Annotated in this window: 12 protein-coding genes; all 12 read right to left on the reverse strand. The window is 44.5% G+C overall.

Annotated features, from left to right (window positions below):
* Positions 1-31: 31 nt before the first annotated feature.
* The 12 genes from BSR11_RS08645 to bamA all read right to left on the reverse strand — a co-directional run bounded on the left by BSR11_RS08645 (position 32) and on the right by bamA (position 14,839).
* Positions 32-874, reverse strand: coding sequence for an endonuclease/exonuclease/phosphatase family protein (locus BSR11_RS08645; protein WP_072669990.1), 843 nt, complete (start codon positions 872-874; stop codon positions 32-34).
* Between the two features lie 92 nt (positions 875-966).
* The gene (glnB, locus tag BSR11_RS08650) at positions 967-1,305 is read right to left on the reverse strand and encodes a nitrogen regulatory protein P-II (RefSeq protein ID WP_004394677.1); all 339 of its coding nucleotides are present in this window, start codon (positions 1,303-1,305) and stop codon (positions 967-969) included.
* Between the two features lie 121 nt (positions 1,306-1,426).
* The gene (tilS, locus tag BSR11_RS08655; protein ID WP_072669991.1) at positions 1,427-2,773 is read right to left on the reverse strand and encodes a tRNA lysidine(34) synthetase TilS; all 1,347 of its coding nucleotides are present in this window, start codon (positions 2,771-2,773) and stop codon (positions 1,427-1,429) included.
* Positions 2,774-2,901: 128 nt separating this feature from the next.
* Positions 2,902-3,861, reverse strand: a complete 960-nt coding sequence (gene accA / locus BSR11_RS08660) for an acetyl-CoA carboxylase carboxyl transferase subunit alpha (RefSeq protein ID WP_072669992.1) — start codon at positions 3,859-3,861, stop codon at positions 2,902-2,904.
* Positions 3,862-3,905: 44 nt separating this feature from the next.
* Entirely contained in the window at positions 3,906-7,385 is a 3,480-nt protein-coding gene (gene dnaE / locus BSR11_RS08665; RefSeq protein WP_072669993.1) for a DNA polymerase III subunit alpha, read from the reverse strand.
* A gap of 96 nt (positions 7,386-7,481) precedes the next feature.
* Entirely contained in the window at positions 7,482-8,099 is a 618-nt protein-coding gene (rnhB, locus tag BSR11_RS08670) for a ribonuclease HII (RefSeq protein WP_083544911.1), read from the reverse strand.
* A 4-nt stretch (positions 8,100-8,103) separates the two neighbouring features.
* Complete coding sequence (gene lpxB, locus BSR11_RS08675) at positions 8,104-9,246, reverse strand: lipid-A-disaccharide synthase (RefSeq protein ID WP_072669994.1); 1,143 nt, start codon at positions 9,244-9,246, stop codon at positions 8,104-8,106.
* A gap of 85 nt (positions 9,247-9,331) precedes the next feature.
* Positions 9,332-10,120, reverse strand: coding sequence for an acyl-ACP--UDP-N-acetylglucosamine O-acyltransferase (lpxA, locus tag BSR11_RS08680; protein ID WP_072669995.1), 789 nt, complete (start codon positions 10,118-10,120; stop codon positions 9,332-9,334).
* Position 10,121: 1 nt separating this feature from the next.
* Positions 10,122-10,553 carry a 3-hydroxyacyl-ACP dehydratase FabZ gene (gene fabZ, locus BSR11_RS08685; protein WP_181397476.1) on the reverse strand — a complete coding sequence of 144 codons (432 nt, stop codon included), beginning with the start codon at positions 10,551-10,553 and terminating at the stop codon, positions 10,122-10,124.
* A 308-nt stretch (positions 10,554-10,861) separates the two neighbouring features.
* The gene (gene lpxD, locus BSR11_RS08690) at positions 10,862-11,896 is read right to left on the reverse strand and encodes a UDP-3-O-(3-hydroxymyristoyl)glucosamine N-acyltransferase (RefSeq protein ID WP_072670069.1); all 1,035 of its coding nucleotides are present in this window, start codon (positions 11,894-11,896) and stop codon (positions 10,862-10,864) included.
* A gap of 12 nt (positions 11,897-11,908) precedes the next feature.
* On the reverse strand, positions 11,909-12,421 hold the full coding sequence (locus tag BSR11_RS08695) for an OmpH family outer membrane protein (RefSeq protein WP_004394665.1): 513 nt from the start codon (positions 12,419-12,421) through the stop codon (positions 11,909-11,911).
* Between the two features lie 12 nt (positions 12,422-12,433).
* Positions 12,434-14,839: an outer membrane protein assembly factor BamA gene (gene bamA / locus BSR11_RS08700; protein WP_072669997.1), complete on the reverse strand. Its 2,406-nt coding sequence runs from the start codon at positions 14,837-14,839 to the stop codon at positions 12,434-12,436.
* Positions 14,840-14,881 lie beyond the last annotated feature (42 nt).

Consider the following 14,881-nt stretch of genomic DNA (forward strand, 5'->3'; position numbering starts at 1 on the left):
ATTGCGGCTTAAAATGCCTATTTATCAAGGCCTATAAACGAAAAGACACCAACATTGGATTATGATCAGAGGCATCAGATTCTGGCGCTTGAGCTTGTTCTAAGGTTAATCCTTTATAAAAGACGTGATCCAAAGGTAATCCCTTCATAAACCTTAGCCGCTGATCAGGGGAAAATTCGACTTCCTTCATGTGCAGTGATAACAATGCCGACTTTAAAAATCGTGCTCGCTGTTGATTCCAGCTATTAAAATCACCAGCAACAATCATCGGCCCATTATGTTTTCTTAACGCACTAAGCAGAGATTCAAGTTGCTCACGATAGGCTTTTTGCCCATAGGTAAAGTTAACCGCATGCAAATTAACCACGGCCAAGGTTTGACCATCACTCAGCGCATAATGAGCAAAAATACCCGATTTAGGTAGGCGCAACCAAGGTTCTAGTTGAGTATAGGCACAAGCTAAGCGTGGCATATGATAGCTAAGATTGAGTACCCCAGAAGAGGCACCAAAGACACGAAACGCATCAACATAAGCACCGTCCCAAGCTTGTTGACTGATCCACTGACGTAGCTCAGCAGTCATATTCGCTTCTTGCAGCAAAAGTAATTGAGCATGTTCACTGTATCGGGTCAGTTCACTCGACCAGTTTTCACGATTTTGTTTGTAGATATTCCACACCAATACCGTTAACTGACCATCATGATCAATCGGTTCAGCGTGAGGGTTTTGATAACAAACTAAATCTCTCCCCAGCGTATCTTGACCTAAGGTGAGCAGTTGTGGCTGTTTAGAAATAGAGAATATAAGATGAAAAATAATCGTGACCGTCAGTGTTATCATTACTGGTAAAAGTAAAAGATAGCGTTTTTTCATTAGACTCACCAGAATAGAAAACAAACGGTTTCACTTCTTATCACTTAACGTCTAAGAAGCGAAACAACTTTTAATCTCTTAAGTGGTAATGATTAAATCGCATCTTCATCTTCTTCACCAGTACGAATACGTACCACTCGCTGAATATCACTGACGAAGATTTTTCCATCACCAATTTTTCCCGTTTGCGCCGTTTCAATGATGGTATCCACACACTGATCGGCCATCTCTTCACTGACGACAATTTCTAATTTTACTTTAGGTAAAAAATCCACCATGTACTCGGCACCACGATAGAGTTCAGTATGCCCTTTTTGGCGACCAAACCCCTTCACTTCAGAGACCGTCATCCCCGTGATCCCGACTTCCGCCAACGCTTCACGGACATCATCCAGTTTAAATGGTTTGATAATCGCTTCGATCTTTTTCATGTTCATCCCTTACACGGTTTCGTTATCAGAGTATTGTTGAGCCAATCCAAACATCACCTTGAATTCACCTAACTTATGCTGCGTATTATCGGTTAGCGATAGGTAACAATCAATACAAAGCCTAAGCATTACTCTGCTTAGGCTCATTTCTGTGCAAAGAAATCATCGGCGACTTATCCCAGATCAGTTGGCACTCTTGCCCAACAAAATCACGATCGACAAATAAATCTGCGATAGCGACGACCCTATTGTGCTCGAGTAAAATCGGCATACGACGTCGTTGCCAGCTGGGTATGGCGTATTCTTGGAATAGCTTCTTCAATTTACGAGATCCAGCTCGACCCACTGGACAGGCACTTAGCCCTGTCGGATCAAAGACCACTTGCAAAGCCTCAGGCTCATCCGGTAAACGGATATTGCCTTGTCGATTTAACGATAAAGTTAACTCGCCAAGTCGATCGGGAAGTATAAGGGGGGTATCTAAGCGGATCTTTTGCTGCCACTCACTGATATCGGCGACGGAATTAACACAAAAAAGAAGATCATTAAAACGACGAATATCATACGCTTTGAGATGTAAAATCGGGTTAGCGCCCGCCTCTGCCAGTGCCACTTGACTCCAGATCATCTCGGTATGCTGGCGACTGGGTAGCGCACGCTGCTGCTGGGTTAACCATGCGCGGATCAATTGTCGCCGCATGGCATCGCTACACTCTTTTAACCCTTGAATTGATAAGGCACCATCAGAGTTAATCATCTTCGCCAGTTTTTCCGCCAACAACTCTTCAATTAACGTTTCTTGTTCTGCACATAATTCGGCACTGCGTTGTACGGCTTGACGAAAAGAGGACCAACGCTGAGTAAGAATTGGCGCAACTTGGTGTCGTAAAAAGTTACGGTCATAGCGCAGATCAGCATTGCTTTCATCACTTATTGATAATAATTGATGACATTCAGCAAACTGCTCAATCTGTTGCCGAGTGACGGTTAACAGTGGTCGCAGTAATTGACCTTGACTAAAGGAAGCACAGGCGGCCATAGCAGATAATCCCTTGGGACCACTTCCTCGCTTCAAAGCCAACAGAAAAGTCTCTAGTTGGTCATCGGCATGATGGCCCAATAATAAGGTATCTTGCTGATTGACGTATTGCGCTAATACCCGATAGCGCTCATCGCGTGCTAATTTTTCAAGACTCTCACCGCTATTGCGATCGAGTGTGACATATTCAACATCAAAGAGGATATGGTTTTGATGACACCAAGTTCGGCATTGCTCAACCCAATGATCGGCATTACGACTCAATCCATGATGGACATGCACCGCACGCACATTAACCGCATACTGATCTCGATATTGAGCCAGTAAATGCAACAGCACTCGTGAGTCGACACCACCACTAAACGCCAAAACCAAATCTTTCGTATCATGGGCTTGCAGTTGATGAGAAAAATGCTGGTACAAATCCATACTGATCTTCTTAGGTCGAGATAAATAATGCTCAGTGTATCGCTGGAGACAGAAAAGCAAAAGGGCTGGATTCTCTCCAGCCCTTTTAATCAGATTCAGTGAATCATCATCAAACGATTAATGACTATTCAGCAGTAACCATAGCTCATTAAACGTTGGTAACGACGAGCCAACAACGCATCATGCTGCAAACCTTGTAGATCGGCGAGCTGGCGCAGCAAAGTGGCCTTCAGATTATTAGCCATTTGTAGAGGATTACGATGTGCACCACCAAGAGGCTCTTCAACCACTTCGTCAATCAAGGCTAACTCTTTTAAACGAGGCGCAGTGAGTCCCATCGCATCGGCCGCTTGCGGCGCTTTGTCAGAATCACGCCATAAAATTGAAGCACAGCCTTCCGGAGAAATAACCGAATAGGTTGAATACTGTAACATATTGACGTAATCACCGACGCCAATCGCTAACGCACCACCAGAGCCGCCTTCACCAACAACGTTACAAATAATCGGCACTTTTAAACCGGACATCACTTTCAAGTTCGTGGCAATCGCTTCTGACTGGCCACGCTCTTCAGCTCCAACACCTGGATAAGCACCCGCCGTATCAATAAAGGTAATGATAGGCATATTGAAACGCTCAGCCATTTCCATTAAACGCAGCGCTTTACGATAACCTTCTGGTTTTGGCATACCAAAGTTACGTCTGACTTTTTCGCGTGTTTCACGACCTTTTTGATGGCCAATGATCATCACAGGTTGATCATCTAAACGGGCAATGCCACCGACAATGGCTTTATCATCGGCATACGCTCGATCACCGGCCAATTCATCGAATTCAGTAAAGATATGATTGATATAATCAAGAGTGTAAGGGCGCTGAGGATGGCGTGCCAATTGAGCGACCTGCCATGCACCTAAATCACCAAAAATTTTCTTTTTTAGCTCTAAACTTTTCTTCTCTAATTGTTCGATCTCTTTTTCAAGATCAACCGAAGAACTTGCACCATGACGAGAGACATCGCGTAGCGCCTGAATTTTCGCTTCAAGCTCGACAATAGGTTTTTCAAAATCTAAAAAATTTAGGCTCATCTACCGATCCTTTTTTACTCAGCTCGTCAATTGCGCAGCTGAATTTAGTTAAATTCGAGTTCTACTTGGTCTTTACCAAGTAACTGTTGTAATTCATCTAGCAATGTATCACTCGGCGTAACCCGCCACTCCGTACCCAACGTCAAACGCGCCCTCGCATCTGAGCGTTGATAGTATACATTGACAGGAACAGTCCCTGCTCGGTGAGGCTCTAAGATTTGACTAAAGCGCTCAAAAAATTGCTCATCGATTTGCGATTGTGCAATCGACACCGATAAACCACGGGCATATTTTTCACGCGCGCTACCCAAGTCCATGACTTCGCGCGCAGACATTTTAAGGCCACCATTGAAGTCATCAAAGCTGACCTGTCCGGAAACAACCAGAATTTTATCTTTTTCTAACAATTCTGCATACCTATCTAAGGCATCAGAATAAAGCATGACCTCAATACGTCCAGAGCGATCATCCAAAGTCATTAAGCCAATTCGACTACCACGTTTGGTGGTCATGACTCGAGCAGCAATCACCAAACCGGCTAATGTTAATGATTGATCTCGTCGTGTCGGCGTCGCTTCATTTAAGCGACAACTGGTATATTTAGGTAATTCTTTTAAATACTGATTAATCGGGTGACCCGTTAAGTACAACCCTAACGTTTCTCTCTCCCCTTCTAACCAAACTTTTTCCGGCCAAGGAGGAACTTGAGTATACTTTTGTTCCACCTCTTCAGGAGCATCGGTCAGAACACCAAACATATCAGCCTGGCCAAAGGCCTCTGCTTGATGATGTTGGCTGGCGGCTTTTACCGCATCATCCAACGAGGCCATCATTGCCGCCCGATGGGGACCTAACCTATCCAATGCTCCGGCAAGGATTAATTTCTCAATCACCCGTTTATTAACTTTTTTAAGGTCGATTCGAGCACAAAAATCAAACAAGTCTTTAAAATAGCCGTTTTTACTGCGCGAGTCTAAAATTGCTTCGATTGGCCCTTCACCAACACCTTTGATCGCTCCAATACCGTACACAATCGCCCCGTTCTCATCAACATTAAAACGGTATAAACCAGAGTTAATGTCAGGCGGTAACACGGTCAATCCCATACGTTGGCACTCATCAACCAAACCAACCACTTTCTCGGTATTATCCATATCCGCGGTCATTACCGCCGCCATAAATTCAGCAGGATAATGGGTTTTTAACCATAACGTTTGATAAGACACCAAAGCATAGGCCGCAGAGTGAGATTTATTAAATCCATAACCGGCAAATTTCTCTACCAAGTCAAAGATTTTCATCGCCAACTCGCCATCAATACCGTTGTTCTCAGCACCCTCTTTAAATACAGCGCGCTGCTTAGCCATCTCTTCTGGTTTTTTCTTACCCATCGCACGGCGTAGCATATCCGCACCGCCTAAGGTATAACCAGCTAGCACCTGAGCAATCTGCATGACTTGCTCTTGATAGAGGATGATGCCGTAAGTCGGTTCTAGAATTTCTTTTAATGACTCATGTTGCCATTTTTCATCTGGGTAAGAGATCACTTCACGACCATGTTTACGGTCAATAAAGTTATCTACCATGCCGGACTGCAAAGGCCCAGGACGAAACAGCGCCACCAAAGCGATAATATCTTCAAAACAGTCCGGTTTTAGACGTTTGATAAGCTCTTTCATTCCGCGCGATTCCAACTGGAATACGGCGGTCGTTTCAGATTTTTGTAGCAATCGGAATGAAGCTTCATCTTGCAGCGGAATCGCTTCAATTCGTAGTGGCGCTTCCCCCAGAGCCGCACGACGTGGATTAATTAACCCCAATGCCCAGTCAATGATGGTTAACGTACGCAGACCTAAGAAATCGAATTTTACTAATCCGGCGTATTCAACATCGTTTTTATCAAATTGAGTAACAGGATGATGACCTTCAGCATCACAATACAGCGGCGCAAAATCGGTGATCGTGGTCGGCGAAATCACTACGCCTCCGGCGTGTTTACCGGCATTTCGAGTACACCCTTCGAGGATCCGACACTTATCGATCAGCTCTCTGACTTCTTCATCAGCGTCATACAACTCTTGCAGTGCAGGCTCAGCTTTGAACGCTTTTTCAAGCGTCATGCCGGGATCGGGGGGGATCAACTTAGAGATACGGTCAACAAATCCAAAAGGATGTCCTAATACCCGTCCCACATCACGGATCACCGCTTTCGCCGCCATGGTGCCGAAGGTAATGATCTGGGATACAGCATCACGACCGTATAATTCAGCCACGTGATCAATCACCTGATCTCGCTTGTCCATACAAAAATCGACATCAAAGTCAGGCATCGAGACCCGCTCAGGGTTAAGAAAGCGCTCAAATAGTAGGTCATATTCAAGGGGATCAAGATCGGTGATTTTCAGCGCATAAGCGACTAAAGAACCAGCACCTGAACCACGACCGGGGCCAACCGGAATATCATTATCTTTTGACCATTGGATAAACTCCATAACGATCAAGAAGTAACCCGGAAATCCCATTTGGTTAATCACTTGCAGCTCAATATCCAAACGCTCATCGTATTCAGGGCGACGCTCGGCACGAACTTGTGGATCGGGAAACAAAAACTCTAGGCGCTCTTCTAATCCTTGTTTGGATTTCACGACCAAAAATTCTTCAATCGCTAATCCGCCCGTCGGAAAGTTAGGTAGGAAATACTCACCTAAGCGAACGGTCACATTACAGCGTTTGGCAATTTCAACACTATTCTCGAGCGCTTGTGGAATATCGGCAAACAACTCGCACATCTCTTGCTCGGTGCGTAAATACTGCTGAGGGCTGTAATTTTTAGGCCGTCTTGGGTCTTCTAAGGTATAACCGTCATGAATGGCAACGCGAATTTCATGGGCATCAAATTGCTCCGCGTTTAAAAAAACCACTTCATTGGTCGCCACAACCGGTAATTGCGTTTGCTCTGCTAAGTCGAGAGCAAAATGTAAGTAGCTCTCTTCATCCGCTCGCCCTGTGCGCACTAGCTCTAAATAGAAATGATCGGCGAAATAGGTTTGATAAAACTCTACGCACTTTTCCGCTAACGCTTGATTGCCTTTTAATAACGCTCGGCCGATTTCACCATTTTTACCACCAGAAAGAATAATCAAACCTTCGGCATGCTTGACCAACCATTGTTTATCAATCACTGGTTGATGTTGGATATGACCACGCAAATACGCTTCTGAAATCAATAAGGTAAGATTTTTATAACCAAGATTATTTTTGGCTAAAATAGTGATTTTGGTCAGTTCATCAGCAAACTCATCGGAACGCAGCGTAAAATCAGCACCAATAATCGGTTTGATGCCACAATTATGCGCAGTACCATAAAATTTCACTAATCCGCATAAGTTAGTAAAATCGGTCAGGGCCATGGCTGGCATCCCCATCGCCGCCACTTGCTTAACCAGAGGGGGGACTTTGGACAAACCATCCACCATGGAAAAATCACTGTGAACACGTAAGTGGATAAACTTTGGGTCTGACATTCAATTGAATCCTAGAGGCTTCGAAGGCTAGATCGGGTAATCGTACTATTCTACGTTAATCCGTAGACGCGTAAAACCATCAGGGGAAATCTGAGGCTATAAACCTAATGCGCGCTTGACGGGAGCAAAACTACGTCGATGTTGATCAATTACTCCATGTTGTTCGATAGCAGCAAAATGCGCTTTGGTCGGATAACCTTTATGCTGCGCAAAACCAAACTGCGGGTAAAGCAGATCGAGCTCAGCCATTTCTTGATCGCGTACCACCTTCGCAATGATCGATGCCGCACTGATCTGCGCGACTCGTAAATCGCCCTTCACTACGGCTTCAGCAGCCATCGGTAAGTTAGGCACTTTATTACCATCAACTAAAACGAAATCAGGTTGAATCGCTAAACCCGCTACCGCACGCTGCATAGCCAGCATTGTTGCTTGGAAAATATTCAATTGATCAATTTCCCTTGGTGAACAACGCCCTATCGACCATGCTAACGCTTTCGCTTGAATTTCTGGTAGTAACGCGAGGCGCTTTTTTTCTGACAGTTTTTTAGAGTCATTCAGACCATTAATCGGTTGCGTTGGGTCTAGAATGACCGCAGCCGTGACCACATCCCCAACCAGTGGCCCGCGTCCGACTTCATCAACACCGGCAATACAGTGATAGCCAGCCGGAAGAATAAAAGGGGGCAGATCGTTATTGGCTTTTATGGTCACGCGGTTATTTTCCTATTAATGTCAGTACCGCTTGCGCGGCTTGTTGATCCGCATCTTTGCGGATCCAATGATGCATCTCTGTGAATTTATCTACTAATGCTTGGTTATCATTTTGCAACAACCGAGTTAACTCGTGATACAGGTTATCAACGTTGCACTCTTGTTGTAAAAACTCTTTCACCAGTTCTTGCCCAGCGAGAATATTCGGCAGTGAAACATAAGGGGTTTTGAGTAAGCGTCTTGCTAAAAAAGCGGTAATGGCATTGACTTTATAACCGACCACCATCGGCCGTTTGAGTAACATGCACTCTAATGCGACTGTACCGGACGCCAGCATCACCACATCCGATGCCGTAATCACATGACGAGCGGTATCATCAACTAAGGTAAAATCCAGCTCAGGAGCCACTTGTTGCCAAATCGTTTCAAACTGCTCGCGCCGCTGTGCGTTGACCAGCGCAACAACAAACCCTAATTCTGGATGAGTTTGATGCAGTCGTTGACACGTTTCAATAAACGGCTTAGCTAGCAGCTTCATTTCTCCGCTACGACTGCCTGGCAACACAGCAAGCCAGCGCTTCTGTTCATCTAACCCTAATAAACGCTGAGCCGCTTGCTTATCAGGCTGAAGTGGTAAAGCATCAGCTAAAGTATGGCCAATAAACTCACACGGAACATTAAACCGATCATAAAACGCTTTTTCAAAAGGTAAAAAGGCGAGCACCAGATCCGTGGCTGCAGCAATTTTAAAAATTCGCTTCTGACGCCAAGCCCATACAGAAGGGCTGACATAATGCACCGTTTTAATGCCCGCTTGCTTTAAATCTCGCTCCAAGCGTAAATTAAAATCTGGCGCATCAATCCCAATAAAGACATCCGGTGGATTTTGCGTAAAATACTGGACCAACTCGGCTTTCACTTTGAGCAAACGAGGCAAGCGTCCGAGCACTTCCACCAAGCCCATGACGGCTAACTCTTCCATATCAAACAGAGAATGGCAGCCTTGAGCCATCATTTTCGGGCCGCCAATCCCGACAAACTCAGCATTAGGATAACGGGTTTTGATCGCTTTAATAAAGCCTTCACCGAGGGTATCCCCCGACAATTCCCCCGCAACAATACCAATACGTAAAGGTTGTTGTTCCATTCCTCAATACCTCTGATAGGTAATCGCATAAAATGCAAAAGATCGCCGATAAATGGCGATCTTTTGTCTAACGCCAAGTCTAAAACTAACGGATGATACCGCGAGCTGAGTCAGCTAAGAAATCTAGGAAACGCTGAACCGCAGGGAAATTTGCCGCTTCTTTAGCAATTTCCACTTTGGCTTCTTCCAAAGTGAGTCCATTACGATACAACGCCTTATAAGCACGGCGAATCGCATGTATTTCCGCTTTTTCAAAACCACGACGCTTTAAACCTTCGACGTTAATGCCAAAAGGGGCACAGTGGTTACCTTGCGCCATCACAAAAGGCGGCACATCTTGTACAACGATCGATCCACCGCCTAGCATACAATGATCGCCAATGTGGCAGAATTGATGAATTGCTGACATGCCACCAATGATGGCTTGATTACCGACTTTGACATGTCCAGCTAAGGTTGCATTATTGGCAAAAATACAGCGATCACCAATCACACAATCATGGGCTACGTGTGCATTAATCATAAACAAGTTATCACTGCCTACAACGGTGATACCTTTATCTTGCACGGTACCACGATGCATAGTGACGCTTTCACGAATCGTATTGCGATCTCCAACAATCAGTTGAGTATCTTCACCCGCATATTTGAGATCCTGACAAGCTTCACCAATTGAGGCGAATTGAAAAATGCGATTGTCTTTACCAAGCTTAGTCGGCCCTTTGACAACAACGTGTGATAACAGCTCAGTACCTTCACTAATCTCCACTTTGCCATCGACATAACAAAATGGACCAATTCTGACATTAGCGCCAATCACTGCGCCATCTTCGACCACCGCGGTTGGGTGGATTTGTGCCGTTGGATGAATCATCTTAAAACTCTCTGCGTGCACATTTAAGTTCGGCGGAACAAACCACGTCGCCATCGACTTTGGCTACTCCGTTAAAAAGAGCAATACCTCGGCGCTCTTTGATAAATTCCACTTCAATCATTAATTGATCGCCAGGGCCAACTGGTTTACGAAACTTTGCATTATCAATGCTTGCAAAATAGTACAGCTCGTTTTCTTTTGGTGCACCAAAGGTTTTAAATGCCAACAACCCAGTCGCTTGAGCCATGGCTTCTAAAATTAGCACGCCTGGGAAAACTGGCAACTGAGGGAAATGACCAGTAAACTGAGGTTCATTCACTGAAACATTCTTTAGCCCAACAAGGTATTTACCTTCTTCATAATCGGTCACTCGATCGATCAACAAAAAAGGGTACCGGTGTGGAAGCAGGCTCTGAATTTCAGTGATATTCATCATTTTCTTTTCAGTAGTCAAAGTCATATTCCTATCAATAAATAGATTAAATGCTGCGCCCTACTCTTTAAGATAGGAAAACTGTTCCGCTTAAATCATCACGAAAACAGGCCCAAAGCAGAGCAAATAAGTTGGCTTGTATTATATACTCAAACCGCTGAGAGTGGCAGGCAACGGGGCAATCAATCTGACTAAAGCTTAGATCCTAAACAGCAGACCATAGCAGCCGATATACCAACCATGATTAAACCAGAGCATAGAGATAAAAAAGACTCGCGTACGGCGAGCCTTTTTAGCAAATCAAGCCATTATGAGTGACTGATTTGCTCAAATTGCTTTTCTAAGGCTTTTAATCGCTTATTCATCTCTTCAATTCGATGCACGCGTGCGGCGGTTTTACGCCACTCTTTATTCGGCTGCAGCGGAATGCCGGATGAATACATACCTTTCTCTTCAATACTACGCATCACCATCCCCATACCGGTAATCGTGACTCCATCGGCAATGGTAATGTGACCATTAATGACCGTCGCCCCGCCAATAATGCAGTATTTACCAATATGAGTACTGCCAGCAATCACTGTACCACCAGCAAGAGCACTGCCATATCCGATGTGTACGTTATGAGCAATTTGTAGCTGATTATCAATAATCACATTATCTTCAATCACAGTGTCATCCAGTGCACCACGATCAATGGTTGTCGAGGCACCAATTTCAACGCGATTACCAATCCGTACTGTGCCCATTTGTGGAATTTTTACCCATTCGCCACGTTCATTAGCATAGCCAAAACCGTCAGAGCCAATCACGGTACCAGATTGAATTAAGCAGTCATCACCGATTTGTACACTGTGATAGACCGTAACATTAGCCCACAGCTTAGTGTTATGGCCTAATCGTGCGTTATGACCAATAAAGCATCCTGCACCAACCACTACGTTATCACCGAGAACCACTCCCGACTCAATCACCGCGTTGGCGCCAATCGCTACATTCTGACCGAGTTGGACATCTGTCGCGACAACCGCACTCGGTGCTATGCCGACCAACGCTGGTTTAGGTGTTTTATCTAATGCCTGAGCTACCTTAGCAAAGGCAATATAAGGGTCAGCGACCACTAATACGTTCGATGGACACAACTCTCGTTCCGACTCTTTCACCATCACTACTGACGCTTGGCACAACTTAAGGTGTTTAGCGTATTTAGTATTAGAAAGAAAGGTGACATCCCCTTCCTTGGCCCTATCCATTGGCGCGACCGCGCTTACTTTCACGTTAGCATCACCGTATAGGGTGCCGCCGGTTATGGTTGCCAAATCGGCTAAAGTTAGTGTCATCATAGTCATCGAATATTATTTAATTGCTTTAATTACTTGCTCAGAAATATTGTACTGTGGTTTACCGTATTGCATAGCACTAACATCAACAATCAGGTCATAACCTTCTTTTTCCGCGACTTTTTGCACAGCGTCTTGGATAATTTTAAACAGTTTTTGTTTTTCTTCTGCTTCGCGACGTGCAGAAGCTCGCTCTAACGCTTGCGCTTTCATTTGGTACATATTATCCAATTGTCCAATTTCCATACGCAATTTTTCAACGTCATCTTGGCTCATCAGCTCAGCATCACGTCTTAATTTTTCAATTTTCGTTTTGGCTTGAGCTTGAAGACTTTGTAGCTCTGCAGCTTTATCTTTAAACTCATCCTGCATTTTCTGCAAAACCACTTCACGTTGTGGCAATGCTTGAAATACTTGGGCTGTGTTGATGAAACCTACTTTTTGCGCGGCCTCAGCAGCGTTGGCAAAAAAAGCAGAACTAAGAATAATCAGGCTAACACTGGCCGCTTTAACGGTATTTTTTAACATACTTTCCTCTATTTAGAAGGTTCGTCCGATAGTAAAAGTGAAGAACTCTTCATTATCACCATCGTATTTTTTAATAGGTTTCGCCAACGAGAAGACTAATGGCCCCATCGGTGACATCCATTGCAGTGCAACACCATAAGATGCGCGATATTTGCTTGGGTCGGAGTAATCATAGTAATACTGATTACCAAACGAGGCATTGGAGCGATAATCGAACTCTGTATCCCATACACTAGCGACATCAACAAAGACACTGGTGCGGACTTGACTGCGTGCTTCATCAGATGCAAAAGGCGTCGGCACAATTAATTCTAAACTGGCAAGGGCAATTGCGTTACCACCGACTGAATCTTTGGTCGCCGTATCTTGACCATTACCTGAACTGGAATAGTCACGATATACCGCTTTAGGGCCCGCCGAGTTAGAGCCAAATCCACGTAGGGTGGTAAAACCACCGGCATAAAAGTTTTCATAAAACGGATAAAGATTATCTTTACCGTCCGTTTGACCATAACCGTTACCATAACCTAAACGACCACGCAGTAGCAGGGTAAATTCATGTTTTCTGGTTAATGGGAAATATTGACGCACATCGTATTGCAACTTGAAAAACTGCGCATCGGAACCCGGAGTGGTCATTTTAGCAAACGCACGTTGATGGTTACCGGCGGTTGGGAAAAAACCTCGGTTAAGGTTATTTCGAGTCCAAGCAACGTTGACATCAAAATCATCGGTGATCAACTCTTTCGGATCACAATCACCTAAGTTGCACAGGAACTGCTCAACTTGTAAATAAGGCGATAAATTACCAATTTTGTTATGGGTATAACCAACACCAAACTCAAAACGATTGAGTTCATCAAACGGGAATCCCCAAGTCAAACTGGTACCATAACTTTGGTTGGTATAATCGACAATCCCGGCTTCTGAGGCTTCAAACTTGTTGTAGAAGACGCGGCCGCCAAGGCTGACGCCATCAATATTCCAATAAGGATCACGGTATTCCAGCGTAATATTTTGTTGATAGTCGTTAGTGGTTGCAGTGACACCGACACGGTTACCGGTTCCTAAGAAGTTATCTTGGGTTAATCCGACGGTAAAACTCACCCCCGATTCGGTACCATAACCAACACCAAAGTTAATACTTCCCGAGTTAGCCTCTTTGACGGTATAGACCAAATCAACTTGATCGTCTGAACCAGGAACACGAACCGTTTGTACATCAACCGTTTCAAAAAAGCCCAAGCGGTTTAAACGCGTTTTTCCAGTATCAATCGCACGCGAATTCAACCAACTGCCTTCCATTTGACGCATTTCTCGGCGTAAAACTTCATCACGAGTGGCATTGTTACCGATAAAACGAATGTCACGAACATAAATACGCTTACCAGCTTCAACATGCACGATGAGAGAAACCTGTTGTGTTTCATCATCAAATTCAGGGATCGTACGCACTTGAGGATAAGCATAACCGGCTTCACCAAGAACACGTTTAACACTTTCTTCCAACTGTGTGACTGCCGAGCCCTGATAAGTCTCACCTAACTCAAAGGGAACCTGAGCCTTAAACTCGTCTTCTTTACCAATTAACTCACCGCGAAATTGGACATCTTTTACCGTGTACGGTAAACCTTCATTCAGATTCAAGGTGATGTAGACACTTTTTTTATCTGGAGAGATAGAAACGTGGGTCGATTCAACTTGGAACTTCAAATAACCACGGTCCAAGTAAAAAGTGCGTAGTGCTTCAATATCCGCTGCTAGAACCTGTTTTTGATACTTATCATCAGAGAGGAAGTTCCACCATGACAAATCGACGTTCAGATTGAAGCGAGATAAAAGATCTTCATTACTGAACACTTCATTACCGATAAAGTTAATTTGCTGAATTTTTGCCGAGACACCTTCAGTAAAAATAAACTTCAAATCAGCTCGATTGCGCGGTAAAGGCGTCACCACTGCTTTTACGCTGGCGTTATACTTACCGACACTGTAATAAAAATCTTCTAAACCTTTTTCGATATTGCTCAGCTTGGTGCGATCCAAAGCCTCACCGACTCGAATACCCGAAGCTTCAAGGTTTTGTTGTAGTTGCTCTTGTTTAATCGCTTTGTTGCCAGAGAAAGAGACACTGGCAATGGTTGGACGCTCTTGAACTTGTACGATCAACGAGGAACCATCGCGCAGAACTTTCACGTTTTCAAAGTTACCCGAGGCATACAACGCTTGGATAATTTGTGCAACATCTTGAGAATCAACGGTATCGCCAATTCGCACAGGCATTCTCAATAACGCAGCACCGAGAGCCACTCGCTGCAGTCCTTGAATCTGAATGTCCTGTACTACAAAATTTTCGGCACCACTAACGGATACACTTGTTGCGAGCAGTGTCGCGAACAGGATTTTTTTCATCGCCATATTTGTTTTAGTTAGTCCTTACTACAACCATTGCCTAATGCG

The sequence above is a fragment of the Vibrio injensis genome (assembly GCF_001895205.1).
Classification (GTDB): domain Bacteria; phylum Pseudomonadota; class Gammaproteobacteria; order Enterobacterales; family Vibrionaceae; genus Vibrio; species Vibrio injensis.

What these genes read in the sequence shown, in the direction of transcription:
- BSR11_RS08645 (WP_072669990.1), bottom strand. Translation starts at nt 874, where the DNA reads ATGAAAAAACGCTATCTTTTACTTTTACCAGTAATGATAACACTGACG.
- glnB (WP_004394677.1), bottom strand. Translation starts at nt 1,305, where the DNA reads ATGAAAAAGATCGAAGCGATTATCAAACCATTTAAACTGGATGATGTC.
- tilS (WP_072669991.1), bottom strand. Translation starts at nt 2,773, where the DNA reads ATGGATTTGTACCAGCATTTTTCTCATCAACTGCAAGCCCATGATACG.
- accA (WP_072669992.1), bottom strand. Translation starts at nt 3,861, where the DNA reads ATGAGCCTAAATTTTTTAGATTTTGAAAAACCTATTGTCGAGCTTGAA.
- dnaE (WP_072669993.1), bottom strand. Translation starts at nt 7,385, where the DNA reads ATGTCAGACCCAAAGTTTATCCACTTACGTGTTCACAGTGATTTTTCC.
- lpxB (WP_072669994.1), bottom strand. Translation starts at nt 9,246, where the DNA reads ATGGAACAACAACCTTTACGTATTGGTATTGTTGCGGGGGAATTGTCG.
- lpxA (WP_072669995.1), bottom strand. Translation starts at nt 10,120, where the DNA reads ATGATTCATCCAACGGCACAAATCCACCCAACCGCGGTGGTCGAAGAT.
- fabZ (WP_181397476.1), bottom strand. Translation starts at nt 10,553, where the DNA reads ATGAATATCACTGAAATTCAGAGCCTGCTTCCACACCGGTACCCTTTT.
- lpxD (WP_072670069.1), bottom strand. Translation starts at nt 11,896, where the DNA reads ATGATGACACTAACTTTAGCCGATTTGGCAACCATAACCGGCGGCACC.
- BSR11_RS08695 (WP_004394665.1), bottom strand. Translation starts at nt 12,421, where the DNA reads ATGTTAAAAAATACCGTTAAAGCGGCCAGTGTTAGCCTGATTATTCTT.
- bamA (WP_072669997.1), bottom strand. Translation starts at nt 14,839, where the DNA reads ATGGCGATGAAAAAAATCCTGTTCGCGACACTGCTCGCAACAAGTGTA.